At 72.1% G+C, this 25,746-nt stretch carries 24 protein-coding genes; 14 read left to right on the top strand and 10 right to left on the bottom strand.

Translation table 11 applies throughout. From position 1 onward, the window contains the following. Window positions 1–59 precede the first annotated feature (59 nt). Both LPU61_RS05230 and LPU61_RS05225 read left to right on the top strand, forming a co-directional pair. Window positions 60–983 carry an oxidoreductase gene (locus LPU61_RS05230; protein WP_043962666.1) on the top strand — a complete coding sequence of 308 codons (924 nt, stop codon included), beginning with the start codon at window positions 60–62 and terminating at the stop codon, window positions 981–983. Between the two features lie 8 nt (window positions 984–991). Further along, complete coding sequence (locus LPU61_RS05225) at window positions 992–1,909, top strand: aldo/keto reductase (protein ID WP_229404283.1); 918 nt, start codon at window positions 992–994, stop codon at window positions 1,907–1,909. Here the strand turns inward: LPU61_RS05225 and LPU61_RS05220 are convergent. Continuing rightward, window positions 1,906–2,745, bottom strand: coding sequence for a DeoR/GlpR family DNA-binding transcription regulator (locus LPU61_RS05220; RefSeq protein ID WP_043962664.1), 840 nt, complete (start codon window positions 2,743–2,745; stop codon window positions 1,906–1,908). The two genes, LPU61_RS05225 and LPU61_RS05220, sit on opposite strands and share 4 nt — an antisense overlap. 294 nt (window positions 2,746–3,039) lie before the next feature. Between LPU61_RS05220 and LPU61_RS05215 the strand changes: the two genes are divergently transcribed. The 7 genes from LPU61_RS05215 (at window position 3,040) to LPU61_RS05185 (ending at window position 11,191) form a co-directional block, all read left to right on the top strand. Further along, window positions 3,040–4,329: a sugar ABC transporter substrate-binding protein gene (locus LPU61_RS05215; protein ID WP_043962663.1), complete on the top strand. Its 1,290-nt coding sequence runs from the start codon at window positions 3,040–3,042 to the stop codon at window positions 4,327–4,329. Between the two features lie 55 nt (window positions 4,330–4,384). Further along, entirely contained in the window at window positions 4,385–5,341 is a 957-nt protein-coding gene (locus LPU61_RS05210) for a carbohydrate ABC transporter permease (RefSeq protein WP_229404282.1), read from the top strand. Between the two features lies 1 nt (window position 5,342). After that, window positions 5,343–6,185, top strand: a complete 843-nt coding sequence (locus LPU61_RS05205; protein WP_229404281.1) for a carbohydrate ABC transporter permease — start codon at window positions 5,343–5,345, stop codon at window positions 6,183–6,185. A gap of 32 nt (window positions 6,186–6,217) precedes the next feature. Further along, window positions 6,218–7,081, top strand: coding sequence for a ketose-bisphosphate aldolase (locus LPU61_RS05200; RefSeq protein WP_043962661.1), 864 nt, complete (start codon window positions 6,218–6,220; stop codon window positions 7,079–7,081). Window position 7,082: 1 nt separating this feature from the next. Beyond that, on the top strand, window positions 7,083–8,288 hold the full coding sequence (locus LPU61_RS05195; protein ID WP_229404280.1) for an ADP-dependent glucokinase/phosphofructokinase: 1,206 nt from the start codon (window positions 7,083–7,085) through the stop codon (window positions 8,286–8,288). Continuing rightward, complete coding sequence (locus tag LPU61_RS05190) at window positions 8,285–9,250, top strand: class I mannose-6-phosphate isomerase (RefSeq protein ID WP_229404279.1); 966 nt, start codon at window positions 8,285–8,287, stop codon at window positions 9,248–9,250. Before LPU61_RS05195 ends, LPU61_RS05190 begins: the two co-directional genes overlap by 4 nt. Before the next feature lie 390 nt (window positions 9,251–9,640). Then, window positions 9,641–11,191 carry a TROVE domain-containing protein gene (locus LPU61_RS05185; protein WP_229404278.1) on the top strand — a complete coding sequence of 517 codons (1,551 nt, stop codon included), beginning with the start codon at window positions 9,641–9,643 and terminating at the stop codon, window positions 11,189–11,191. A gap of 73 nt (window positions 11,192–11,264) precedes the next feature. On the opposite strand, the gene katG is transcribed toward LPU61_RS05185, so the two are convergent. From katG to LPU61_RS05160, 5 genes are all read right to left on the bottom strand, one after another. Then, window positions 11,265–13,541 carry a catalase/peroxidase HPI gene (gene katG, locus LPU61_RS05180; protein WP_043962657.1) on the bottom strand — a complete coding sequence of 759 codons (2,277 nt, stop codon included), beginning with the start codon at window positions 13,539–13,541 and terminating at the stop codon, window positions 11,265–11,267. Between the two features lie 23 nt (window positions 13,542–13,564). Continuing rightward, window positions 13,565–14,014, bottom strand: coding sequence for a Fur family transcriptional regulator (locus tag LPU61_RS05175; RefSeq protein ID WP_043962656.1), 450 nt, complete (start codon window positions 14,012–14,014; stop codon window positions 13,565–13,567). Window positions 14,015–14,276: 262 nt separating this feature from the next. Further along, window positions 14,277–15,392, bottom strand: a complete 1,116-nt coding sequence (locus LPU61_RS05170) for a ricin-type beta-trefoil lectin domain protein (protein WP_229404277.1) — start codon at window positions 15,390–15,392, stop codon at window positions 14,277–14,279. Between the two features lie 58 nt (window positions 15,393–15,450). Further along, window positions 15,451–16,710, bottom strand: coding sequence for a cellulose binding domain-containing protein (locus tag LPU61_RS05165; protein ID WP_229404568.1), 1,260 nt, complete (start codon window positions 16,708–16,710; stop codon window positions 15,451–15,453). A gap of 178 nt (window positions 16,711–16,888) precedes the next feature. Beyond that, the gene (locus LPU61_RS05160) at window positions 16,889–17,755 is read right to left on the bottom strand and encodes a helix-turn-helix transcriptional regulator (protein ID WP_229404276.1); all 867 of its coding nucleotides are present in this window, start codon (window positions 17,753–17,755) and stop codon (window positions 16,889–16,891) included. 124 nt (window positions 17,756–17,879) lie between these two features. On the opposite strand from LPU61_RS05160, the gene LPU61_RS05155 reads away from it, so the two are divergent. Continuing rightward, the gene (locus LPU61_RS05155) at window positions 17,880–18,791 is read left to right on the top strand and encodes an oxidoreductase (RefSeq protein ID WP_229404275.1); all 912 of its coding nucleotides are present in this window, start codon (window positions 17,880–17,882) and stop codon (window positions 18,789–18,791) included. On the opposite strand, the gene LPU61_RS05150 is transcribed toward LPU61_RS05155, so the two are convergent. Further along, window positions 18,772–19,422 (bottom strand): TetR/AcrR family transcriptional regulator C-terminal domain-containing protein, encoded by a 651-nt coding sequence (locus tag LPU61_RS05150; RefSeq protein WP_229404274.1) that lies wholly within the window; start codon window positions 19,420–19,422, stop codon window positions 18,772–18,774. The two genes, LPU61_RS05155 and LPU61_RS05150, sit on opposite strands and share 20 nt — an antisense overlap. 102 nt (window positions 19,423–19,524) lie before the next feature. Between LPU61_RS05150 and LPU61_RS05145 the strand changes: the two genes are divergently transcribed. Then, complete coding sequence (locus LPU61_RS05145; RefSeq protein ID WP_229404273.1) at window positions 19,525–20,646, top strand: NAD(P)/FAD-dependent oxidoreductase; 1,122 nt, start codon at window positions 19,525–19,527, stop codon at window positions 20,644–20,646. Window positions 20,647–20,841: 195 nt separating this feature from the next. Next, complete coding sequence (locus tag LPU61_RS05140; RefSeq protein ID WP_229404272.1) at window positions 20,842–21,255, top strand: hypothetical protein; 414 nt, start codon at window positions 20,842–20,844, stop codon at window positions 21,253–21,255. A 15-nt stretch (window positions 21,256–21,270) separates the two neighbouring features. On the opposite strand, the gene LPU61_RS05135 is transcribed toward LPU61_RS05140, so the two are convergent. Continuing rightward, entirely contained in the window at window positions 21,271–22,386 is a 1,116-nt protein-coding gene (locus LPU61_RS05135) for a pyridoxamine 5'-phosphate oxidase family protein (protein ID WP_229404271.1), read from the bottom strand. A 186-nt stretch (window positions 22,387–22,572) separates the two neighbouring features. On the opposite strand from LPU61_RS05135, the gene LPU61_RS05130 reads away from it, so the two are divergent. Then, on the top strand, window positions 22,573–23,193 hold the full coding sequence (locus tag LPU61_RS05130; protein WP_229404270.1) for a TetR/AcrR family transcriptional regulator: 621 nt from the start codon (window positions 22,573–22,575) through the stop codon (window positions 23,191–23,193). Window positions 23,194–23,242: 49 nt separating this feature from the next. Here the strand turns inward: LPU61_RS05130 and LPU61_RS05125 are convergent, their stop codons facing one another. Then, window positions 23,243–24,115, bottom strand: a complete 873-nt coding sequence (locus tag LPU61_RS05125) for an NAD(P)H-binding protein (RefSeq protein ID WP_229404269.1) — start codon at window positions 24,113–24,115, stop codon at window positions 23,243–23,245. A gap of 80 nt (window positions 24,116–24,195) precedes the next feature. On the opposite strand from LPU61_RS05125, the gene LPU61_RS05120 reads away from it, so the two are divergent. Continuing rightward, a complete protein-coding gene (locus LPU61_RS05120; RefSeq protein WP_043962637.1) occupies window positions 24,196–24,810 on the top strand; it encodes a TetR/AcrR family transcriptional regulator in 615 nt (204 codons plus the stop codon). Between the two features lie 76 nt (window positions 24,811–24,886). Here the strand turns inward: LPU61_RS05120 and LPU61_RS05115 are convergent, their stop codons facing one another. Continuing rightward, window positions 24,887–25,726 (bottom strand): SDR family NAD(P)-dependent oxidoreductase, encoded by an 840-nt coding sequence (locus LPU61_RS05115; RefSeq protein WP_229404268.1) that lies wholly within the window; start codon window positions 25,724–25,726, stop codon window positions 24,887–24,889. Between the last annotated feature and the right edge of the window lie 20 nt (window positions 25,727–25,746).

Raw genomic sequence — 25,746 nt, 5'->3', positions numbered from 1 at the left:
ATCCGCTTCGGGTAGCCTTGAATCGGATACGTAATCCACTTAACTCCCGGGAGGGGTCCATGGCTCACGCCGCCACCTGGAACATCGCCGACCTGCGCGACCAGACCGGCCGCACGATCGTCGTCACCGGCGCCAGCAGTGGCCTCGGAGTCGCGATCACCCGCCACCTCGCGGCACGCGGGGCCCGCGTGATCATGGCGGTCCGCGACACCGGCAAGGGCGATCGCGTACGCGACCGACTGCGCGCCGAGCACCCGAAGGCGGACCTCGACGTCCGCCACCTGGACCTGCTCGACCTCGACACCGCGCGCCGGTTCGCCGACGGCCTGCGCGCCGAGCGGGTCACCGTCGACGCGCTCGTCAACAACGGCGGCATCGGCAACGTGCCCCGACGGCTGAGCCCGCAGGGGGTGGAGAGCCAACTCGCGACCAACCACCTGGGACACTTCGCGCTCACCGGCCTGCTCCTCGACCGGCTGGCCGAGGGACGCGACCCGGTCGTGGTCACCGTCGCCTCCGGCCTCTACCGGCTGGGCCGCCTCGACCTCGACGATCTCGCCGCCGAGCGCCGCTACTCCCGGAGCGGCGCGTACGCCACCTCCAAGCTCGCCAACGTGCTCTTCGCCCTGGAACTCGACCGCCGCCTGCGCGCCGCCGACTCCCCGGTGCGCAGCCTGCTCGCCCATCCCGGCGTGGCCAGGACCGACCTGGACCGCGACTCGCCGCCCCTGATCCGCGCGGTCGGAGCGCTGCTGAGGCTGTTCCTGAGCCGGCCGGTCGACGAGGCCGTGACGCCGATCCTCTACGCCGCCACCGAGCCTGCGGCGCCCACCGGCCGGCACATCGGACCGGGTCGGCCGCCACGCCCGGCCCGGCCGACGTTCGAGACGCTCGCCGGGGCGGCCACCGATCCCGACCTCGCGGCGCGGCTGTGGGCCCGCTCCGCGCAGCTCACCGGAGTGGACGTCGCGCCGGGGTGTTAGATGGGATCATGGACATCGTCGAGCGGCTGGCCGGGGCCCCGCGCATCGGGCTGGGGCTGGCGGCCGTCGGCCGACCGGGCTACATCAACCTGGGCCGGGCCGCCGACCTGCCGGCCGAGCGCTCCGTCGAGGCGATGCGGGCCCGCGCCCACGAACTGCTCGACCAGGCGTACGCGGCCGGCATCCGCTACGTCGACGTCGCCCGCTCCTACGGCCGGGCCGAGGAGTTCCTGGCCCAGTGGCTGCGCGCCCGGCCGGACGCGGACGACGTCGTCGTCGGCAGCAAGTGGGGCTACACCTACACGGCCGGGTGGCGGGTCGACGCCGAGGTGCACGAGACCAAGGACCACGGCGTCGCCACGTTCACCCGGCAGCTCGGCGAGACGCGGGCGCTGCTCGGCGACCGCCTCGACCTCTACCAGATCCACTCGGTCACCCCGGACAGCCCCGCCCTGCGCGACGCGGACCTGCACCGGCGGCTCGCCGACCTCGCCGCGCAGGGCACGGTGGTCGGGCTGTCGACCAGCGGCCCGGCGCAGGCCGAGACGATCCGGGCGGCGCTCGGCGTCCGGGTCGACGGTCGGCCGCTGTTCCGCAGCGTGCAGGCGACCTGGAATCTCCTGGAGCCCAGCGCCGGCCCGGCGCTGGCCGAGGCGCACGGGGCCGGCTGCCTGGTCGTCGTGAAGGAGGCGCTGGCCAACGGCCGGCTCGCCGTGGGCGAGCACGCGCCCGGCGACGCCGCCGCGCTCGCGGCGGCGCTGCGCCAGCCGTGGGCGACCGTCGTGCTCTCCGGAGCCGCGACCGGCGACCAGTTGGCCTCGAACCTGCGGGCGCAGGAGTGCACCGGCGACCCCGACCGGTGGGCGGGCCTGGCCGTGCCCGCCGCCCGGTACTGGGCCGACCGGTCGCGGCTGCCCTGGGCCTAGCCTTTGGCCTCGCGCGGTCGGGGCGGGTTCGCCGGGACGACCAGTTCCACCTCGTTCGCCTCCAGGGCGTCCCGCATCTCGGGTGCCGGCATCCGGTCGGTGACCAGGTAGTCGGCGACGCCCAGCTCCGACACCTGGGCGAACAGCCGGCGGCCGAACTTGGACGAGTCGGCGAGGATCGCCACCCGGGTCGCGCGGGAGAGCATCTCCTGCATCATCGCGGCCTCGGCGAGGTTGCTCGTCGTGTAGCCGGCGTCGGCGTCGACCGCGCCGACGCCGATCAGCGCCAGGTCGCAGCTGACGTCCAGCTCGGCGCCGGTGTTGGCGCGGAAGCTGACCGGGCCGACCGTGGCCAGGGTGAGCGAGCGCACCGCGCCGCCGAAGATGTAGATGTCGCGGACGGCCGTGGCCGGCAGCGCGCCGGGCACCAGCAGGTTGTTCGTCGCCACCGTGAGGTCGCGGTGCTGGCGCAGGTTGCGGGCGAGCGCGAGCGTGGTCGTCCCGCCGTTGATCATGATGGTCGAGCCGTCCTGGACCAGCCCCGCGGCCAGCGTCGCGATCTTCTCCTTCTCGCGTTCCTGGAAGGTGAGCCGCTGGTCGACGGCCCGGTCGGTGCGGGAGACCGTGGCGAGGCTGACGGCGCCGCCGTACGTGCGCACGAGGACACCCTCGGCGCTGAGCTGGTCCAGGTCGCGCCGCACGGTGTCGATGGAGACGCCGAAGCGCTCCGCCAGCTCGCCCACCGTGACCTGGCCGGCGTCGGCGACGTACGCGGCAAGCTGGGCCTTGCGTCCGGCGGGCAGGTGGCGCTGCCGTTCGTCCCTGTCCTCGGTCACTGATCTCCCTCCATCAGTGCGGCAGTATGCCACAAATGCGGCCCACCCACGCGCATCGCCGCACAGAACAGCAGGGAGCAGCCCGCCTCCGCAGAGCAGTCGAAGCGGTCTCCACCTGCATGCAGGCAGGTTCTTCGCGGACCCGCAGGGCAGCCAGTCGACCTTGCAGCGCCGCACTATGCCGCACTCCGCAGTTTTCTGCTGTTCTTCTCTTGTCTCCATCCGTAACACGCTGCTAACGTGGCCGCCAACACAGCACAGAACAGAAAGATCTAGATATAGAAGGAGCCCGCCATGACGACTCGCGCTACCCGGCTGAAGCGACTGATAGGGGCGGTGACGGTGGCTGCAACGGTCGCCACCGTCGCGGCGTGCGGCTCGGGCGACTCGGGGGACGCCGCCGCGGACGGCACCGTCACGCTGGAGTTCGCCCAGTGGTGGGGTGCCGAACTCCCGGCCGGGGACTTTGACAAGATCATCAACGACTTCACGGCGCAGAACCCGAACATCAAGATCAAGCTGCTCAGCGCGCCGTACGCCTCCACCAAGCAGCAGCTCGTCACCGCCGCGGCGTCCAAGACGCTGCCCGACGTGGTCGGCCTCGACGGGGCCTGGGTCAACGACTTCGCCAAGCAGGGCGCGATCGCCGACATGTCCAAGCTGATGACGGACGCGAACTACGACTCCAGCCAGCTCGCCAGCCAGATCCAGCTCGACGGCAAGACCTACATGATCCCGGTCGTCAACTTCGTCTACCCGCTCTTCGTCAACAAGGACCTGTTGACCAAGGCCGGCGTCGCGGACGTGCCCGCCACGCGCAGCGAGTTCCTCGACGCGGCGAAGAAGATCAGCGCCACCGGCGACAACGTCAAGGGCTGGGCGCTCCCGCTCGACACCGCCGTGCCCAACGGCATCCAGAACGACGTCATGTCCTGGCTGTGGGCCTCGGGCGGCAGCATGCTGACCGACGGCAAGCCGAACCTGACCAGCCCCCAGGTCAAGAGCACCGTCGAGTTCGTCAAGAGCCTCAACGACGCCGGCGTCATCGCCCCCGGCTCCCTCACCATGAAGGAGCAGGACAAGGTCGAGAAGTTCACCAACGGCCAGGTCGGCATGATGATCGACTCACTCGCGCACATCAACCTGATCAAGAAGAACAAGCCGGACCTGAACTTCGAGGTGGCGGCCCTGCCGGCCGAGGACGGCTACACCGGCAAGCGCGGCATCCCGTACGCGTCGTGGGGCATCGGCATCTCCAACTCCACCAAGCACAAGGCCGAGGCGTTCAAGTTCGTCTCCTACCTGATGAGCCAGGAGACCAACGCGAAGCTGAGCACCATCGCCAACGGCTTCCCCGGCAACAAGAACGCCGAGCCCGACTTCAGCAACAGCGACCCGCTGTTCAAGTCGGCCTTCGACATCTACAAGCAGGGCTACCCGGCCAACGAGTTCGTCGGCCTGCCCAAGGCCGAGGACCTCATGCGCAGCTTCGACGAGCAGCTCCAGCTCGTGCTGACCGGCAAGCAGAGCGTCGACGACGCCCTGAGCAAGTCGCAGGAGTCCTGGACCTCGGTGATCGGTTAGTCCACCCGGGCGCCGCGCCGGTCCACCGGCGCGGCGCCCGACCAAGGAGACAGCGATGACATCCGCGCACGTCGAGCCCGTGACCGCGCCGCAGGGCGCGCCGCCGGCCGAGCGGGCCACCCCCGGCCGGGCCCGCGCCAACCCGGCCCGGCGCCTGATCCCGTACGCCTACCTGTCCCCCACGATCGTGCTGGTCGTGGTCCTGATGATCGTCCCCATCGTCATGGTGGTCGGCTACTCGTTCCGGGACAACGTGATCGTCCAGGAGAACCCGGTGTTCGTCGGGTTCGCCAACTACGCCAAGGTGCTCACCGACCTGGACTTCCTGGCCGCGCTGAAGAACACCGCCGTCTTCATCTCGGTCAGCACCGTCGCCCACCTGGTCCTCGGCCTCGCCTTCGCGATGATGCTCAACACGCAGTTGCTGAGCGGGGTCACCAAGGCGATCTTCCGGATCGTCTACATCCTGCCCTGGCTGTTCACGATCGCGGTGATCGCCGTCATCTGGCGGCTGCTGCTCGACCCGGCCGGCGTGGTCAACTACGTGCTGCAGACGCTCGGCCTCGTGCAGGAGGGCGTGAACTGGCTCGGCGACCCGAGCACGGCGCTCTGGGCGGTCACGTTCGCCAACATCTGGTCCGGCTACCCGTTCTTCATGATCAGCCTGCTCGCCGCGTTGCAGGGCATCTCCGCCGACCTGTACGAGGCCGCCGCCGTGGACGGGGCCGGCCCGCTGCGGCGGTTCCTCAACGTGACGCTGCCGCAGCTGCGGCCGGTGATCGTCAGCATGGCGGTGCTCGACCTGATCTGGACCTCCCAGCAGTTCGCGCTGATCTGGATGATGACCGGCGGCGGGCCGCTGAACACCACCGAGATGCTCAGCACCTACACCTACAAGCAGGCCTTCAGCGAGTACGAGTTCGCGAGCGCCTCGGCCGCCGCCGTGATCGTGCTGCTGCTGACGATGGTCCTGGCCTTCTTCTACGTACGCCAGCAGCAAAGGGAGCGGTGAGATGGCAGGCGTCAAGCGGCGGCACACCCTCGCGAAGGCCGGCGTCGTCACGGGGCTCGTCCTCGGCGGGCTGTTCGCCGCCCTGCCGGTGCTGTGGATGCTCTCCACCTCGTTCAAGAGCAACGGGGAGGTCTTCGGAAACCCGCCGCAGTTGATCACCGAGGGCTTCTCGTTCGACGCGTACCGGGAGATCCTGGGCAACGGCGAGCAGCTGCGGTTCTTCCTCAACAGCTACATCGTCGCGGGTGCGGTGACCGTCCTGACGCTGCTGGTGGCCGTCCTGGCGGGGTTCGCGTTCAGCCGCTTCACGTTCCCGTTCCAGCGGACCATCAACGCCGTGATCGTCAGCGTCCAGGCGGTGCCGCCGATCACGCTGGTCATCCCCTACTTCGGGCTCGTCGTCGCGCTCGGCCTCTACAACACCTACGCCGGGCTGATCCTCACCCACATGGTGTTCACCCTGCCGTACGCGATCATCATGACCACCGCGTACCTGAACACCCTGCCCAAGGAGCTGGACGAGTCGGTCAAGGTCGACGGCGGCACCGGCTGGACGGCGCTGTGGCGCATCCTCGTGCCGATCTCGGTGCCCGGCCTCATCGCGGTCGGGGTCTACACGTTCATGATCTCGTGGAACGAGTACCTGTTCGCGCTGACGCTGACCCGCACCAACGACATGCGCACGGTGCCCATCGGCATCCAGCTGCTCATGGGCCAGCACTCGTACGAGTGGAACCAGATGATGGCGATGAGCATCCTCGGCTCCATCCCGGTCCTCGTGCTCTTCCTCCTCTTCCAGCGGCGCTTCATCGGCGGGCTCACCGCCGGTGCCGTGAAGGCCTGACCACACCCTCTGCACTAAGGAGTAACACCGACATGCTGACGACCGGCAAGGCGATCCTGGACGTCGCCAACGAGCACAGCTTCGCCGTGCCCGCGTTCAACATCAGCGACTGGGCCATGTTCCGGGGCATCGTGGAGATCAGCGAGGAGAAGAACGCTCCCCTGATCGTCGGGATCCACCCGGACGAGGTGCGGCACATCGGCCGCGAGATGATCACCGGCATCATCGAGCGCGCGCACAGCTCGACCGTCCCGATCGCGATCCACTGGGACCACGGCGCGACCTACGAGCAGATGCTCCAGGCGTTCCAGTACGGCTTCACGTCCGTGATGATCGACGGCTCGCTGAAGCCGTTCGACGAGAACCTCGCCATCACCAAGAAGGTCACCGACTCCGCGCACGTCCTGGGCGTGTCGGTGGAGGGCGAGCTGGGCACGATCGGCGGCAACGACAGCTACGCCGAGGCCGGCGCGGCCGAGATCATCTACACCGACCCGGACGACGCGGTCACCTTCGTGAAGACCACGGGCGTGGACAGCCTCGCCATCGCGATCGGCACCTTCCACGGCTTCTACCCGGCGCACCTCAAGCCGGAGCTGAAGCTCGACCTGCTCAAGGAGATCAAGAGCCGGGTGGGGATCCCGCTGGTGCTGCACGGCGGCTCCGGCAACCCGGACGACGAGATCCGCGAGGCCGCCCGGATCGGCATCAACAAGATCAACATCTCGACGGACATCAAGGTCGCCTACCACGACAAGATGCGCGAGGTGCTGGGCAGCGACTCGAAGGTGCGCGAGCCCAACGCCATCCAGCCCGCCTGCCTCGACGCCATGAAGGAGGTCGCCGCGCACAAGATCGACCTGTTCGGCGCCACCGGCAAGGGCGCGCTCTACTGACATGGCCGACGCCTCCCGGGTGGTCCTCGGCCTCGGCGGCTGCGTCGACCAGGAGTTGACGCTCACCGCCGACGTCCTGGAGCGGTTGGTCACCGACTACGGCATCGCCGCCGCCGAACTGGCGGCACCGCCCAGCGCGGTGCACGGCGAGCGGGACCTCGTGGTGTCCATCCTCGGCTACGTGGCCCGGGGCCGGGGCGGCGAGCACTTCGTCGCCGCCGCCCCGGCCCTGGAGACCTTCGCCGGCCGGTTCCCGCACCGCACGACCCTGGGCGGCACCTCCGTGCGGGCCGGGATCCTGCTCAGCCGGCTGGGCGTGCCGTCGACGCTGCACCTGGTCAGCGTCAACGACACCGTCCGGCGGCTGCTGCCGGCCGGCACCGCGTACGTCTCCAGCGGCGTCGCGGACACCTACCATCCCCACCTGATCGTCCAATACCACCAGGGCCTGCGGATCCGGGCCGGCGACATCGACGTCACCGCGCCGTTCCCCAACCGGCTGATCTACGTCAACGACCCGGCCAACAGCGCGCTGCTGCTCACCGGCGACCTCGGCGACCGGCTCGGCCACGCCGACGTCTTCCTGATCTCCGGCTTCAACGCCATGCGCGACGCGGCCGAACTCGACCGGCGGCTCGCCGAGCTGCGCGCCCACATGCGGCGGCTGCCGCCTGCGGCGGTGACCTACTTCGAGGACGCCGCCTACCACGAGCCCGGCTTCAGCCGCCGGGTCCGCGACGCGCTGCTCGACGCGATCGACGTGTACGGGCTCAACGAGGACGAGCTGCAGTCCTACCTCGGGCGGTCGGTGGACCTGCTCTCGGCCGACCAGGTCGCCGACGCGCTCACCGCCGTGTACGCCCTCGTCCCCGCGCCGACGCTGGTGCTGCACACGAAGTACTGGGCGGCTGCCTTCGGCACGAACGCCCGGCGCTACGCCGATGCCCTCGACACCGGCACCCTGCTGGCCGCGACCCGCTACGCCCACGGCGACGACTTCACCGACGCCGACGTCGACCGGCTGCGCCGCCAGCCCCGCCGGCCCGAGTCCGTCGCCTTCGCCGCCGCGCTGCACGAGCGGCTCGGCGACCGGGTCCACTGCGTCCCCGGGTTCGCCCTCGACGTCGCCAGCCCCACCACCATCGGCCTGGGCGACACCTTCGTCGGCGGCTTCCTCGCCGCGCTCGTCCGCCAGGAGGAACGATGACCATCGAGGCGCTGCCCGCCAACCAGCCCGAGACGTTCTACCGGGGCGCCGGCCGGATCGCGCGGTTCCGCGACGCGCCCGCGCTGCCCGACCGCCCCGAGGACTGGGTGGGCTCGGTGACCAGCCGGTTCGGGCTCGCCCCGGCCGGGCTGTCCACCCTGCCCGACGGGCGGGTGCTCGCCGACGCCGTCGCCGCCGACCCGCGCTGGTGGCTCGGCCCGCAGCGCACCGACACCGGCGTGCTGGTGAAGCTGCTCGACGCCGGCCAGCGGCTGCCGCTGCACGTGCACCCCGACCGCCGGTTCGCCACCGCGCACCTCGCCTCCCCGTACGGGAAGACCGAGGCGTGGGTGATCGTCTCCGCGCGCCCCGACGCGTACGTCCACCTGGGTTTCGCCCGCGACGTCGCCGCCGACGAGCTGGCCGGCTGGGTCGCCGGCCAGCGGGTCGACCGGATGCTCGCCGCCACCAACCGGATCCCGGTCGCGGCCGGCGACGCGATCCTCTGCCCGGCCGGGCTGCCGCACGCGATCGGCGACGGCATCCTGCTGGTCGAGGTCCAGGAGCCGACCGACTACTCGGTGCTGCTGGAATACGAGGGCTTCGGCCTGACCGAGGGGCACCTCGGCCTCGGCTACGACCTGGCCCTGGACTGCGTCGACCGGGGCGCGTGGACGCCTGCGCGCCTCGCCGGGCTGCGGGGCGACGGGGCGCGGCTGCTGCCCGAGGCCGCCGACGAGTTCTTCGCCGCCCACCGGGTGCGCGGCGGCGACCGCCTGGCGCAGGGCTTCGCCGTCCTGGTCGTGGTGGCGGGCGCGGGGCGGCTCATTGGCGAACGCGACGATGTGCCGGTGCGCCGGGGGGACACGCTGCTGGTCCCGTACGCCGCCGGGCCGCTGCGGCTCGACGGCGCGGTCGAGGCGATCCGCCTGGCGGCACCCGCCGGCCACGGCGGCGCCTGAACCCGCTTGCCGGCCCCACCGGGCTCCCCTACTCTTCCCTTCGGCACCTCCCGGTGCGCAGGCAACGGCTACTTCCGCTTCCAACGGGGAGACGCGGGTTCGAATCCCGCCACCGCCTCTCGGCGGTGTCGACCAGCGGCCCAGGTCACCTTGGCCCGCGAGGGCCGGTCGCCGTCGCCGCTCTGATCTCGGGAGGCGTCGCACGCCGCACACCCGGTGCGCAGGCAACGGTTACTTCTCGGATCCGCGGGTTGGGGGTTCGAGTCCCCCGCACGCCCCGGCGTGCTAGCTCAACCGGACAGAGCAGCGGACACAAGTCCGTCGCCGACTTTGACCTCGGGTGTGCGGTGTGCCGGCGTCTCCCCACCTTCGACCGACACGGGGGACGTGATGGCCAGGTTCAACCTCAAGCTGCGCCGGCGCCGGCACGGGGCCGATCGCCCGGCCGCCGAGGCCATGACCGCCGAGGGCGCACCGGGGTTCCTGCGCGGGCAGCGGGCCGAGCTGTTCCTGCTCGCGGTGTCCAACATGGTCGGTGCCGACACCTTCTACGAGGCCGCCGCCGACCGGGACGCCCGGTTCCGTGAGCTGGTCGCCGCCGTCGCGGTCGCCGACCCCGACTGGTTCGCGCGGTTCGTGCCGTGGCTGCGCACCGGCGCGCTGCTGCGCTCGGCGTCCGTGGTGGCCGCGCTGGAGGGCTCCCGGGCGCAGGTCGCGGCCGGGGTGCCCGGCTCCCGGGCGGTCGTGGGGGCGGCGTTGCAGCGCGCCGACGAGCCGGGCGAGGCGCTGGCGTACTGGCTGGGCCGGCACGGCCGGGCCCTGCCGAAGCCGGTCAAGCGGGGCGTCGCCGACGCCGTCGTGCGGCTCTACCACGAGCGCAGCCTGCTCAAGTACGACTCCGACGGCGACGCCGTGCGGTTCGGCGACGTCATCGAGCTGACCCACCCGGTCGCCCGGGACGCGCGGCAGGGCGACCTGTTCCGGCACGCCCTCGACCGGCGGCACAAGCGCGACAACCCGCTGCCGGAGTCGCTGACCGTGCTGGCGGCCCGGGCCGAGCTGATGGCCCTGCCCGTGCAGCGGCGGCGGGAGGTCACCGACCCGGCGGTGCTCGGCGCGGCCGGCATGAGCTGGGAGGCGCTCGCCGGCTGGCGGCAGGCCCCCATGGACGCCGCCGCCTGGGAGTCGATCATCCCGACCATGGGCTACCTGGCGCTGCTGCGCAACCTGCGCAACTTCGACCAGGCCGGCGTCGGCGACGCCGTCGCCGAGGCGGTGGCGGCGAAGCTGACCGACCCGGGCGAGGTCGCGCGCTCGCGCGTGCTGCCGATGCGCTTCCTGTCGGCCTACAACGCCGCGCCGAGCCTGCGGTGGGCGTACCCGCTGGAGCGGGCGTTGCAGCAGGCGTTGGCGAACGTGCCCGCCCTGGACGGCCGCACCCTGATCCTGATCGACACGTCGGGGTCGATGAACAGCACGTTCAGCCGGGACGGCACGCTGCGCTGCTGGGACGCGGCCACCGTGTTCGGTCTCGCGCTGGCCGCGCGCGCCCGGGACGCGACGGTGGTGTCGTTCTCCCACGCCAGCCGGGTGTTCCCGGCCGTGGCGGGCGAGTCGGTGCTGGCGGCGGTGCGCCGGTTCCGCGAGGGCGGCTACTTCTACGGCGGCGGCACCCAGACCGAGCAGGCCATCCGGCGGCACTACGCCGGGCACGACCGGGTGGTCGTCCTCACCGACGAGCAGGCGCACTGGCACGCCGCCCCCGACGTCGCGCACGCGGTGCCGGCCCACGTGCCGACGTACACCTGGAACCTGGTCGGCTACCGGGTCGGGCACGCGCCGACGGTCGGCAACCGGCACACGTTCGGCGGCCTGTCCGACGCCGCGTTCGCGATGATCCCCCTCGTCGAGGCCGGGTCCCGCGACCGGTGGCCGTTCTGAGCGGCGCGAAACGAGGGGCGGGCCCCGGTCGATCGTCAGCGATCGACCGGGGCCCGTCGGTTGGAGCGGCGGATCAGGCCAGGTCGAACCGGTCGAGCTCCATGACCTTGGTCCAGGCCGCGACGAAGTCGGCGACGAACTTCTCGCGCGCGTCCTCGCTGGCGTAGACCTCCGCGAGGGCCCGCAGCTGGGAGTTGGAGCCGAAGATGAGGTCGACCGCCGTCGCGGTCCACTTCACCTGGTCGGTGGCCAGGTCGCGGATCTCGTAGACGTGCTCCTCGGACTCCGACGCCTTCCACCGGGTGCCCGGGGAGAGCAGGTTGGTGAAGAAGTCGTTGGTGAGCACGCCCGGCCGGTCGGTGAGCACGCCGTGCGCGGTGCCGCCGACGTTGTTGCCGAGGGCGCGCAGGCCGCCGACGAGGACGGTCATCTCCGGCGCGGTCAGGTCGAGCATGTAGGCGCGGTCGACGAGCAGCACCTCCGGCTGGGTCTTCTCGCCGGGGCGCAGGTAGTTGCGGAACCCGTCGGCGCGCGGCTCCATGACCCGGAACGACTCGACGTCGGTCTGCTCCTGCGAGGCGTCGGTGCGGCCCGGCCGGAACGGCACGGTCACCTCGACGCCGGCGTCGCGCGCCGCCTTCTCGACGGCGGCCGAGCCGGCCAGCACGATCAGGTCGGCCAGCGAGATCTTCGCGCCACCGGCGGCGTTGAACTCCTGCTGGATGCCCTCCAGGGTCGCCAGGACCGTCGCGAGCTGCTCGGGCTGGTTGACCTCCCAGCTGCGCTGCGGTTCGAGGCGGATCCGCGCGCCGTTGGCGCCGCCGCGCTTGTCGGTGGAGCGGAAGCTCGCGGCCGACGCCCAGGCGGTGGAGACGAGCTGGGCGGTGGTGAGGCCGGAGGCCAGGACCTTCGCCTTGAGGGCGGCCACGTCGGCGTCGCCCACGAGGTCGTGGTCGACGGCCGGCACCGGGTCCTGCCAGAGCTGGGCCTCCGGCACCCACGGCCCGAGGAAGCGGCTGACCGGGCCCATGTCGCGGTGGAGCAGCTTGTACCACGCCTTGGCGAACGCCAGCGCGAACTCGTCGGGGTGCTCCAGGAAGCGGCGCGAGATCTTCTCGTACGCCGGGTCGACGCGCAGCGACAGGTCGGTCGTCAGCATCGTCGGCTTGTGCTTCTTCGCCGGGTCGTGGGCGTCCGGGATGATCGCCTCGGCGTCCTTCGCGACCCACTGCTTCGCCCCGCCGGGGCTGGTGGTCAGCTCCCACTCGTAGCCGAAGAGGATCTCGAAGAAGCGGTTGCTCCACTCCGTCGGCCGGTCGGTCCACGTCACCTCGAGGCCGCTGGTGATCGTGTCGCCGCCCTTGCCGCTGCCGTGGGTGCTCAGCCAGCCCAGGCCCTGCGCCTCCAGCGGGGCGCCCTCGGGCTCGGGGCCCACGTGGTCGTCGGCGACGCCCGCGCCGTGCGTCTTGCCGAAGGTGTGGCCGCCGGCGATGAGGGCGACGGTCTCCTCGTCGTCCATCGCCATCCGGCGGAAGGTCTCGCGGATGAAGTGCGCCGCAGCGGCCGGGTCCGCGTTGCCGCGGGGGCCCTCCGGGTTGACGTAGATGAGGCCCATCTCGGTCGCGCCGACGCCGGGCGTCATGTCCTTCTCGGAGGCGTAGCGCTCGTCACCGAGCCAGGTGTCCTCCGGGCCCCAGAAGATCTCCTCGGGCTCCCACACGTCCTCGCGGCCGAAGCCGAAGCCGAAGGTCTTGAAGCCCATCGACTCCAGGGCCACGTTGCCGGCGAGCACGAGCAGGTCGGCCCACGAGATCTTCTGGCCGTACTTCTGCTTGACCGGCCAGAGCAGCCGGCGGGCCTTGTCGAGGTTGGCGTTGTCCGGCCAGCTGTTGAGCGGGGCGAACCGCTGGCCGCCGTCGCCGGCGCCGCCACGGCCGTCCTCGATGCGGTAGGTGCCCGCCGCGTGCCAGCTCATCCGGATCATCAGGCCGCCGTAGTGGCCGAAGTCGGCCGGCCACCAGTCCTGCGAGGTGGTGAGGGTCTCGACGATGTCCCGCTTGAGGGCCTCGACGTCGAGCTTGGCGAACTCCCTGGCGTAGCTGAAGTCGGCCCCCAGCGGGTTGCCCTTGGGCGACTGGGCGTGCAGGACCGACAGGTCGAGCTGGTTGGGCCACCAGTCGCGGTTGGTGCGGGGACGACCGCCCGTCTTCGGCTTCGGCGAGTCGATCGCCGGGTTCTCGCTCTCGCTGCCCTGCGCGGTCACGGAGTCGTGCGCGACCGGGCAGCCGGCCGCCTCCTTCTTGTCCACGCCCTGGGCGCTGACGGGCGCGTTGTCCTGGGTGTCGCTCATCGGTTTCCTTCCGGACTGGCTGGTCACTGGGCGGTGCGTTGGGTTGGCTGGGCGGTGCGTGCGGTCGCGCAGCCGGGGCAGGTGCCCCAGTAGACGACCTCTGCCTCGTCGACGTCGAAACCGTGATCGTCGGAGGCGGTGAGGCAGGGTGCATGGCCGACGGCGCAGTCGACGTCGGCGATCGCGCCGCAGGAGCGGCACACGACGTGGTGGTGGTTGTCCCCCACCCGGCACTCGTACCGGGCGGTCGCGCCGGCGGGCTGGATGCGCCGCACCAGACCGGCGTCGGTGAGCGCCCGGAGCACGTCGTAGACCGCCTGGTGGGAGACCGTGGGCTGGTCCGCCCGGACCAGGGCGATCACCGTGTCGGTGTCGACGTGCGGGTGGTCGCGCAGCGCGGCGAGCACCGCCAACCGGGGCCGGGTCACGCGCAACGAGACCGCCCGGAGCTGGGTCTCGAAGTCGGGCGTCACCCCCCGAACCTAGCCCACTCTTCTGGAATCAATCAAGTTTTCTGTCGACTCAACCCGCCCATTTCGCCGCTGGAGGGCCAGCCGGACCGCCGGGGCCGGCAGGTGCCGGGTTCCGGAGCCGGACACGGAACAAGACCGTGCCCGATCAGGGAACGAGTGGCGTGGTTCCGGCCAGGAGGCCACTCTTTCCGCGATCGGGCACGGTCTTGCCCGCGCACCACCGACGGGCGGCCCTCCCCCGAAGGCCGCCCGCCCCGTCACGCTATCGGCGGCTCCACTGCTGGTTGGTCTGGCCGGTGCAGGTCCACAGCACGAGCTTCGTGCCGTTGGCCGTGCCCAGGTTGTACGGGTCCAGGCAGAGGCCGGACTGCACGCCGGTGATGGTGCCGTTGGAGTTGACGTTCCACTGCTGGTTCGCCCCGCCGTGGCAGTCGTAGATCGTGACCAGGGTGCCCGGCGAGGTGCCGTAGCCGGCGGCGTCGAGGCACTTGTTGCCGTAGACCGTCAGCGCCTTGCCGGACGTGTACGTCCACTGCTGGTTGGCGCCGCCGTGGCAGTCCCACAACTGCACCTGGGTGCCGTTGGTGGTGGTGGAGCCGGGGACGTCGACGCACCGGCCGGACAGGGTGCCGACGAGGGCGGTGCCCTGGCCGGTCCCGCTGCCCGGGTCGCCGATGCTGCCGGGCACCGACTGCAGTGCGGCATACCAGCGGGCGGCCATCTTGTCGTAGCCGCCGGCGGTGGGGTGGATGCCGTCGATCAGGTCGGCGGTGGTGAGGGCGCTCTGCATGTCGACAAGGCGCACCCGCTTGCCGGCGTTCACCTTGCTCTGCACGATGCCGGGGATCGCCGCGTTGAAGGTGCGCGCGGCCGCCGCCTGGTTGCTGTTGGACAGCGTGATGATCTGCGCGACGAACACCTCGGCGGTGGGCACCGTGTTGGTGATCTTGTCGATCAGGCTGGAGAGCCGGTTCGGCGCGGTGCTCACGTTGTAGTTCTGCAGGATGTCGTTGGTGCCGATGTGCAGCAGGACGCTCTTCGGCCGCTGGGTGTTCAGCCAGCCGACGATGTTCGCGTCGATCTGGTCGATGCGCCAGCCGGGGTGCCCCTGGTGGTCGTGGTCGCCGAGGCTGGCCGGACCGTTGAACTGCGAGCCGACGAAGTCGACCGTGTAGCGGCCGGCGGCGAGGCGCTGCCAGAGGCCGATGCGGTAGCCGCCCGGCACCTGGGTGCCCTCGGTGATGGAGTCGCCCAGCGGCATCACGCGCACCCCGCCGTTGGACTCGGCGCTGGCCGGGCCGGCCGGCGCCGCCAGCACTCCGGCGACCGCCACCCCGAACGCGGCGAGCGCCGCGAGCCACCTTGCCCTCGTTCGCATGGATTCTCTCTCCCTGAATCAAGATTTGTCGTCGGTCACGGGGTGGTGCACGTCGCCGTCACGGGCTGGTGCAGGTCGGCGTCGGCACGGGTGGCGTGCCGGAGCCGAGGAAGCCGAAGGTCGTCGAGCCGGCGGCGGCGAGCGACCCGTTGTAGGAGACGTTGCGCACGGTCGCGGTCGAGCCGCTGGTGCTCAGGGTGCCGTTCCAGACCTGGCTGATGCTCTGCCCGCCGCTGAGGTCCAGGCGGACGGTCCACCCGCTGATGGCGGCGCTGCCGGCGGTCACGGTGACCTCGCCCTGGAAGCCGCCGGACCACGAGCCGACGGTGCGGTAGGTCGCCGTGCAGGCGGCGCCCGAGGGCGGCGGGGTGCTCGTCGGCGGGCCCGTGGGCGGCGGCGTGCTGGTGGGCGGGGTGGTGGGCGGCGACGTCGGCCCGCCCGGCGGCACCAGCGGGCAGGTGGAGTTGTAGCGCGAGACGCCGGTGCTGTCCGCCAGCGGGCAGAGGAACTGGGTGTACCGCGTGTCGTTGTCCAGGAAGATCTTGAGCCAGGGGATCAGGATCCGCATCTCGGTGGGGTTCGGCCTGGTGAAGGAGAGGTGGTCGTTGCCGGCCAGCTCCGCCCAGGCGTGCTCCACCGAGGCCGGGAGCGTGTTGTAGATGCCCTGCACGTACGACGGCGTGACCGTGCCGTCGTTCTGCCCCGAGATGAGCATGGTGGGCACCTGGGTGGTGGACATGTTCAGGCTGTTGCCGGGTGCACCGGGCGCGAGGCCGACGGCGGTCTTCAGCGACGGCCGGCGCAGCGCGGCGAGGAGGGTTCCGGCCCCGCCCGCGGAGTGGCCCATGACGCTGAGCCGGTTGGGGTCGACGCGGTCCCGCACCGGGCTGGACCGGGTGAGATAGTCCAGCCCCGCGAGCAGCTGGGTGGCGCGGGCGTCGGCCCCGTCGGTGCGGCTGTTGGTCTCGATGCCGAGCACCACGAACCCGAAGGACGCCAGCCAGGGTCCCATCCAGGCTTCCTCGTTGGCGAACAGCGCGGAGTAGCCGGGGACGATCGCCACCGCGCCCCAGGTGCCCAGGCTGGTGTCGGTCGGGTAGTAGACGTACCCGCCGTTGAAGCCGTTGCCCGGCGGCACGGTCGCCTGCGTCGTGGCGAACGGGCCCCGGCTGGCGGCCACGCTGGCCAGGGTCGGGTCCGGGCCCCGCTGGTACGGGTTGTCGGCGGCCGCCGCGGGCGGTGTGGTCATCGCCATCGTCAGGCCGAGGACCGCCGCGAGCCCGACCGCGAGCCAGGTGACGATGCCCGACCGGGGCAGGGAGCGCGCACGGGCCCCGCGCCCCTGCGGCGAGGGCGTGTCTGTCGGCAGCTTCACCGGCTCCTCCTTCGATCAGGCAAGGCCCGCACGCGAGCTCGCGATGTTATCGCTCACATTACGTCCGTGATTCATGTCGGTCAATTAATCCGCACGGTTTCGGCCGCTCGGGACCGTGCCGTCAGCGCGACGACGGCTCCGGGCGGGTCGCGCGCAGCGACGCCAGCAGCCGCAGCCGGTCCGCGTCGGCGCTGCCCGGCTCGGCGGTGAAGACCAGCAGGACCGGGCCGGGGTCGCCCGGCAGCGGGTACGTGTCCCAGTCCAGGACGATGTCGCCGACCTCCGGCACACGGAAGGTCTTGGTGCCGCTGACCGACTCGCGCACGTCGTGCCGGGCCCACAGCCGGCGGAACTCGGCGCTGCGGATGCTCAGCTCGCCGACGACCGCGGTGGCACGCGGGTGCGTGGGGTCGGCGGCGACGGCGACGCGCATCATGCCGATGTAGTCGAGGGCCTGGCGCTCCCAGTCCGGGCAGCTCCGTTGCCCGGTCAGCGCGTCGTCGAACATCAGCAGCAGCATGTTGAGCCGCTCGGGCGGATAGCCGTCCGGGTCGCCGAGCAGCGCCCGGGCCATCGGGTTCCAGGCGAGCAGGTCGAGGTGCCGGCCGAGCACGACCGCTGGGGTGTCCAGCACCCGCAGCAGTCGCCGGGTGCCCTCCGGCACCCGCTCCGGGCCGTGGTCGACGCGCGCGGGCACCGGCCGGCGGGCGGCGCGGGCCAGCGTGAACAGGTGCCGGCGTTCCCGCTCGTCGAGGCCGAGCGCACCGGCGATCGCGGCCAGCACGTCGTCGGACGGGCGCACCTCCCGGCCCTGCTCCATCCGCTGGTAGTAGTCGGTGCTCAGCCCCGCCAGCAGGGCCACCTCCTCGCGGCGCAGCCCGGTCACCTTGCGCCGCCCGCCCGGCTCCAGGCCGACGTCGCGCGGGCGCAGCCGGCCCCGCCGGGCGCGCAGGAAGTCGCCCAGCTCACGGGCGTACGGATGGCTCATGCCGCCAGTGTGGCGCGGCCCGGACCGCCGACGGTAGGTCCGGCGAACCTAGGCAACCGGGAACGCCGGAGCCGCGCCGCGCCCCGCCTAGCGTCTGCCGCACCGACGCTTCAAGGAGCCGCAGATGACCGCATGGACCGCCGACCACATTCCCGACCAGCACGGCCGGGTCGCCGTCGTGACCGGCGCGAACTCGGGCCTCGGCCTGGTCACCGCCACCGAGCTGGCCCGCCACGGCGCGCGCGTCGTGCTCGCCGTCCGCGACACCGCCGCCGGCCGGGAGGCCGCCCGCCGCATCGGCGGCGAGACCGAGGTACGCGAGCTGGACCTGGCCTCCCTCGCCTCCGTACGCGCCTTCGCGGCGAAGCTGGTCGCCGACCACCCGCGCATCGACCTGCTGGTCAACAACGCCGGTGCGGTGCTGCTCGGCCCCCGCCGCACCTCCGCCGACGGTTTCGAGCTGCACCTCGCCACCAACCTGCTGGGGCACTTCGCGCTGACCGGCCTGCTGCTGGAGAGCCTGGCGGCGGCGCGGCAGGCCCGGGTGGTCAGCCTCAGCTCGCTCACCCACCGCACCGCGCGCCTCGACTTCGCCGACCTGATGTACGAGCGCAACTACCGGGGGTCCGCCGCCTACGGCCGGTCCAAGCTCGCCGCCACGGTCTTCGGCGTGGAGCTGGACCGCCGGCTGCGCGCCGCCGGGTCGCCGGTCGTCAGCCTGCTGGCGCATCCCGGGCTCACCCGCACCAACCTGACCCCGCGCGCCTGGGCGCACCGGGGCCGGGCCGGGCGGGCGGTCGCGCGGCTCGGCCTGCTGACCACCCAGCCGGTGCAGCAGGGCGCGCTGCCGCAGTTGCACGCGGCGACGGCGCCGGGCGTGCGGGGCGGCCAGTTCTTCGGGCCGGCCCGGCTGTGGGAGACGTGGGGGCCGGTCGCCGAGGCCCGGCTCGGTCGCGGGGCCGCCGACCCGGCGACCGGGAAGCGGCTCTGGGCGGCGGCCGAGGAGCTGACCGGCGTCAGCTACCCGGGTCGGTGATGCCGTCCAGGATGGCGGCCAGGTTGCGGTGGAAGGTCTCCTCGGCGTCGAGGTGCGCCCCGTCGACGACGAGCCGGGCGACGGTGGGATAGCGGCCGGTGGCGAGCATCCGGGTCAGGTAGGGCCCGTGGGCTGCCTGCCAGGCGGACACGTCGGTGCCGGTGGAACGGGCGGTGCGGCGCTCGGTGATCTCCCGGCGGAGCGCCCCGACGAGGAACGCGTTGAGGACGCCCAGGGCCCGCTGGAGATCGTCCACGCCGCGCACGCCGGGGGCCTGGCTGAGCGCCGCCGCGTTCGCCTCGCCCACGGCGAGCGCGTGCGGGCCCAGGTGCGGTCGCGCGCCGAGCAGGTCGACGAACCACTCGTGCTCCAGGGCGGCGGCGCGGGTCCGGTGGGCGACAGCCAGCACCGTGTCGCGCCACCCGGGGTGGTGGCCGAACTCGGCGATCTGGGCATACACGGTGTCGACCATCAGGTCGAGCAGCTCGGATCTGTTGATCACATAGTCGTAGAGGCGCATCGGGCCGACACCGAGTTCCTTGGCGATCTTGCGCACCGACAGCCCGTCCAGGCCGTCCGCGTCGGCGATCCGGATGGCCGCGTCGGCGATCTTCGCGCGGCTCAGCGCCACCGAGGCCGCCCGGGGTTGAGGCTCGGGCCGTTCCCAAACGGGCAACGGCACGCTACCGTACGGTGTATCCATAAGATACAGCGTACGGCAAGGGAGCTGGCGATGCGAGTGGCGATCGTGGGTGGCGGTATGGGCGGCCTGACGCTGGCCCGGATCCTGCACCGGCACGGCATCGACGCGATGGTCTACGAACGCGACGCCAACCGATCCGCGCGCCCGCAGGGCGGCTCGCTCGACCTGCACCCGGAGTCCGGGCAACGGGCGCTGGCCGACGCGGGTCTCGCCGGAGGCTTCCGGTCGGCGGCGCGGCCGGAGGGCGAGGAACACCGCATCCTCGACCCGGCCGGGCGCACCCTCGTCCACCACCGGCCGGCACCCGGCTCGTTCTCCGGACGCCCCGAGATCGACCGCAGCGTGCTGCGTGACCTGCTGCTCGACTCGCTCCCCGGCGACACGGTGGCCTGGCGGCACCAACTCGTCGCGGCGACGCCACGACCCGCCGGAGGGTTCGAGCTGACCTTCGCCGACGGCCACCGCGCCGGCTGCGACGTCCTCGTCGGCGCGGACGGCGCACGCTCGGTCGTCCGGCCGCTGCTGACCGACGCGCGGCTGTCCCACGTGGCCACCGTCGTGGAGCTGGGCATCAGCGACGCCGAGCACCGCCACCCCGACATCGCCGAACTGGTCGGCCCCGGCAACTTCTGGTGCATCGGCGTGAACCGGGTCCTGTCGGCACAACGCCTCGGCGACGGCAGCATCCGGGTCGGCATCTCCCTGCGCGCGGACGACCGCCCCCTGGCCCACTACCGCAGCAGGCGCGCGCTGCTGGACCTGTTCGACGGTTGGCACCCCCGGCTCACCGCGCTCATCGAGGCGAGCGACAGCCCACCGCTGCCGCGCCGCATCGAGACGATGCCCACCGACGCCCGCTGGGCCCACCGGCCGGGCCTCACCCTCGTCGGTGACGCCGCGCACCTCATGCCGCCGGTCGGCGAGGGCGCCAACCAGGCCATGCTGGACGCGGCCGAACTCGCCGCCGCGCTGGCCGCCGACCCCACCGACCCCGACGCGGCGATCCGGGCGTACGAGGAGGCGATGTTCGCCAGGATCCAACCGATCGCCGAGATGTGCGCCCGGGTCCAGGCGATGATGCTGTCCCCCACCGCAGCCGACGACATCGTCCGCTTCTTCACCCCACGCGCCGAGCCGGCACCCGCCACCTGACGACGGACGGGGCGAACGCAGGGACGATACGGGATCGATGCATCTGCTAGCCTCGATCGATCCGCGAAGGTGGAAGTTCCACCGGCCGGCCCGATGACCGGCCGGCGAAGCGGGCCGGCAGTCAACGCGTTTCAGGATTCGCAGGATTTCAGGATTTGCAGAGTCGACGCCGAGCGCAGCCCGAGGAGACGCAGAATGCTGAAGAGAATTCGATTCCTGCTGGCGGTGGCCGTCACGGCGAGCGCCGCGCTCATGGTCCCGGCTTCACCCGCGCAGGCGGCCCCGACCGCCTACCTCGACAAGACCCAGTGGCTGGTCGCGAACCCCAACTCCTCCATGGCCAAGTCGTGCCAGAGCAGGTCCATCACGTTGTTCGAGGGATCGTACGGGTGGGGCTTCGTGCGGGGCACCGAGGAGATCTGGCTCCGGAACATCACGCTCACCTCCGGCACCTACACGTGGGAAGCGTGTCTTGAGCCGCACAACGGCATCTACTACTTCACCACCGTGCTGGACGGGCCCTCGGTCCCCGCCGACACGGATCTGTGGACCACGGTCTCGGCGGACGGCAACTGGAACTGGGGCAGTTACCTGGATCCCCACTTCTAGGCCGCTGGCCGCAATTCACCATTCGCCGGACGAGACGTCGTCGTAGCCCTCCCTGCGCAGCCCGGAGCGGTAGGCACGATCCAGCACCAGCCGCATCAACCGCGTCACCCCCGGGATCGCCCCGATCGCCTTCAACAGGACCGCGGGCGGGCCGCCCCGGGAGGCGGCCGCGTTGGCGGTGAGGTGTTCGCCCGCCAGCGCCATCAGGTCCGGCACCGTGCCGCGCGCGACATGCGTGTCGCCGGCCCACATCCGGGAGCGGGCGATCGCGTCGTTGCCGGTCACCTCGGCATGCTCGACGTCGATAACCAACGCCGCGTGCGGGGGCGTCCCGCGCAGCGCCATCGTCTCCAGCAGGGCCGGGTCGTCGGTGATCGTGCCACGGCCGCGTACGTGCAGCACTTCACTGCGGCCCGGGACGAGCGCGGCGAGCGAGAGCCGGTCGTCCTGCAACAGGTTGTGGAGCGTGTCGGCGCGCCTGTTGCCTCTGCGGTCCGGGATGACGAGCGTTCGGCCGTCGAGGATGCGCGCCACCGCCTGCCGGTCTCCGCGCGGGCTCGTGTCGCTCCCGCCACGGGCGTCCCAGGTGGACAGGGCGAGGAACCGTGCGGCGGCCAGGAACTCGGCGACGCCGGGCCGGCACAGGGGCCCGTCCCCGGCGACCACGACGGCCGGCTCGGCCGGGGCAGGCGGCTGCCACAGCCGGGACCGGAGGACGGCTTGCGCGCAGTGCACCCAGACCTCCTTGATGTCGACGGTCGTCGCCGCGCTCCTGCGGGCAGCCACCGCGCCGTTGACGCGCAGGACCTCCCCGACGCCCGGCAGCAGGAAGAAGAACGAGACGGGGCCGCGCGGGCCACCCGGCTCCGGCAGGGAGAACGAGACCCGCGTGGGCGAATGGACGCGGACGAACCCCGGCGTGCCGCCGACGAAGGTCGTCCGGCTGACGCCGTGGGCATCCCGGTAGCCGAAGGCCGCGATCGGGCACCGGGCGAGGACGGCACGGCAGCCGTCGTCGAGAGCGGCGGTCTGCTTGAGCATGACCATCGACGCCGGGCGGCCGACGACCGCCTCGACCTCGTCGACCGTCGTCAGCCGGTGGGGGGTGACAGCATTGTCTGTCCCTCGCATGGGAAAGTCCTCTCGGGCGGGGGCGGAACGGCCCGGGTGCCAGGCAGCCCTCGGACGGAGGGCCGTGTCTCCGCACGGCCGACCCAGCAAGATCAGTCGCTGCCGTTTTCGCAGCTCATGGCACTATTGTGAGCAATAGCTCAGGTCCTTGGCTACTCGCTTTTCCGTCCAGGAAGGAGCCTGCGGATGGCCGCCGCCGACCGTCGTCTTCAGCCACGTCGCACGCCCCGGCAGGTGCGCGCCGAACTCACCCGCAAGCGCATCCTGACCGCCGCTGCTCACGTTTTCGCCGAGCACGGCTACGCCGCCGGCACCACCAACCGCATCGCCGAGCGCGCCCGCGTCTCCATCGGCTCGCTCTACCAGTACTTCCCGAACAAGGACGCCATCCTCGCCGCGCTGCTGGTGCAGCACATCGACCGCGGCGTCTGGACGCAGGCCGACCAGCTCGACCTGTCCCCCGGGAGCCTGAGGGCGATGGTGCGGGCGCTGGTCCGCGACGCGATCGACCACCACGACGACGACCCTCAGTTGCTCCGCATCATGATCGAAGAGGCGCCCGTGTCGAAGGAGCTGCTCGACGCGATCGACCGGCACGGGCGGACCCGCGTCGCCCAGGTGCGCGACCTCCTCGCCCGGCACCCGGACGTCACGGTCCGGGACCTCGACACCGCCGCCGAGCTGATCACCTTCACCGTGGAGATCAACACCCACCGGCTCATGGCCAGCCCTCGGACCACCCCGGTCGAGACGCTCGAAACCGAGCTGGTCGACATGATCACTCGCTATCTCCGCGGCGACCGATAGCCGGATCCGCGCCGGAACGCCCTGCGCGACGGCGGGAAGCTGACCGGCGTCACTCGCCGGTGAACTCGGGGGCATGGTCGGTGGCCCACTGGCGGAAGGTGCGCGCCGGCCTGCCGAGCAGGTCGGTCACGGTGGAGGTGACGTACGCCGGGCGTCCCGTCGCGGCCTGCCACGCCGCCAGGAGCATGTCCACGGCCGGGCGCGCGGCCTCCGGGGCCGCGTTCCGGAACTCGTCGGGCGGCATCTCCTCGAAGGTGAGCCGGCGGCCCAGCGCGTCGCCGACGATGCGCACCTGTTCGGCCTGGGTCAGCGACTCGGGGCCGGTCAGGACGTGGTCGCCACCGACGTGGCCGCCCTCGCGCAGGATCCGCGCGACGACCTCGGCCACGTCGCGGTCGTCGACGGGGGCGGTCTCGGCCGCGCCGTGCGGCCACCGGACCACGCCGTCGCCCCGGATCGCGGCGGCCCACCAGGACAGGGCGTTCGACGCGAACATGCCTGGCCGGACGATCGTCGCGTCGAGCCCGGCAGCCGCGATGAGCCGCTCGTTTCCGGCGTGCAGCGCCGCCATCGGGTTGGGCTGCTGGAAGAAGGGGTGCGGGGTCCGGTGCGGCGCGGACAGGTAGACGACCCGCCGCGCGTGAGCGGCCAGCCGGTCGACGACGGCCGGCGCGGTCTGCGGCGGGGCCGTCCAGACCAGGAAGACCGCGCCGACGCCGGGCAGCGCGGCGTCGAGCGACCCGGGCACGGTGAGGTCGCCGGCGACGACCTCGACGCCGGCGGGCAGCGTCGCCGCCGATTCCGCGCGCCGCACGAGGGCGCGGACCGGCACGCCCGCCCCGGTCAGCAGGTCGACCACGGCTCGGCCGATGCGCCCGGTCGCCCCGGTGACGAGCACCGGCGGCCCTCCTGCGGGTCTCACGTCATCAAACTGTCCCATGCCCTCATTCAATCGTTACCAAGTAACAAAAGCAACCCGGTAACAAAGGTTACGCTGGCGCGGTGAGCGAGCCGGTCGGCCTGCGGGCCCGCAAGAAGGCACGAACCCGGGACGCGATCGCCGACGCGGCGATCTCGCTGTTCCTGGCGCGCGGGTTCGACCAGGTGTCCGTGTCCGACATCGCCGCGACGGCCGAGGTGTCGAAACCCACCCTGTTCCGCTACTTCCCCACCAAGGAAGACCTCGTCCTGCACCGCTTCGCCGACCACAACGGCGAGGCCGCGCGCGTGGTCGGCGAGCGCCGCCCCGGCACCGCGCCGATCGCGGCCCTGCACCAGCACTTCCGCGCCGGCCTCGACCGCTTCGATCCCGTCACCGGCCTCAACGACCACCCCGAGGTGGTGGCGTTCCACCGGCTGGTGTTCGGCACCCCGAGCCTGGCGGGACGACTCCTGCAATACCTGCGCGACGACGAGGACGCCCTGGCCGCCGCCCTCGACCCGGGCGTCCGGGGCCGGCTGCTGGCCGCCCAGGTGATCGCGGTGCAACGCGTGCTCGCCCGCACCAACTGGCAGAAGATCGCCGCCGGGCGGACCGCACGCGACGTACACCCCGAGGCGGTCGCCGACGCGGACCTGGCCTTCGCCCAACTGGGCCGCGCCACGAGCCACCTCTAGCCGAGCGGCTCCCGGGGAAGGAGGGCGGGCCACGGGCGGGCCCGGTGGCGGTCGCCCGTGCCCGGCCCGTGGCCCATCAGGTGACGGGGAAGTCGGCTCCTCGGGAGAGCGCGGCGGAGCCGCGGATGTCGTCGAGGGCGCTCTCGAGCGTGGTGACGACCGCGTCGAATCCGGCACTGCCCAGGACGAGTCGGCGCGGCGGGGTGTCCTGGCCCATCGCGGCGATCACCGCGCGGGCTCCGCGACGCGGGTCACCGGGCTGCTTCCCGTCCTGATCGATCATGGCGGTGCGGACCTTCTCCAGCATCGGCAGGTACGTCGGGATGGTCTCCTCGACGGCTTCGTCGGCGAAGCCCGCGTAGGCGCGGGTGCGGAAGGCACCCGGCTCCACCGCCATCACCTGGATGCCCAGCGGGGCGACCTCCGCGCGGAGCACCTCGGTGACGGCCTCGAGCGCGGACTTGGCGGCGCTGTAGTACCCGAATCCCTCGACACCGCGCAGCCCGGCCACCGAGGACATGTTGACGATCCACCCGCCGCCTCTGGCACGCATGCCGGGAAGGACGGCACGGATCACGGTGAGGACGGCGAAGAAGTTCAGCTCGAAAATGCGTCGGACCTCGGCGTCGGCCATGCCCTCGATGGAGCCGTACCAGCCGCGGCCCGCGTTGTTGACCAGCACGTCGATGGAGCCGAAGTGTTCCTCGGTGGCACGCACAGCCTGCTCGACGGCCTTCCGGTCGGTGACGTCGGCGGGCAGGACCAGGACGCGGTCGCCGTACTGCCGCGCCCACGACTCCAGTTCTTCGGGCCGTCTCGCCGTCAACGCCACCCGGTCGCCGTCGTCCAGCGCGGCCTCGGCGTACGCCATGCCGAACCCACCCGGGGTGCCTCCGGTGATGAACCAGGTCTTCATGCTCGTTCCGTCCCTCGTCC

It is taken from the genome of Micromonospora sp. NBRC 110038 (assembly GCF_020884815.1).
Classification (GTDB): Bacteria; Actinomycetota; Actinomycetes; order Mycobacteriales; family Micromonosporaceae; genus Micromonospora; species Micromonospora haikouensis.
This window is presented reverse-complemented; position numbering and strand designations above follow the sequence as displayed.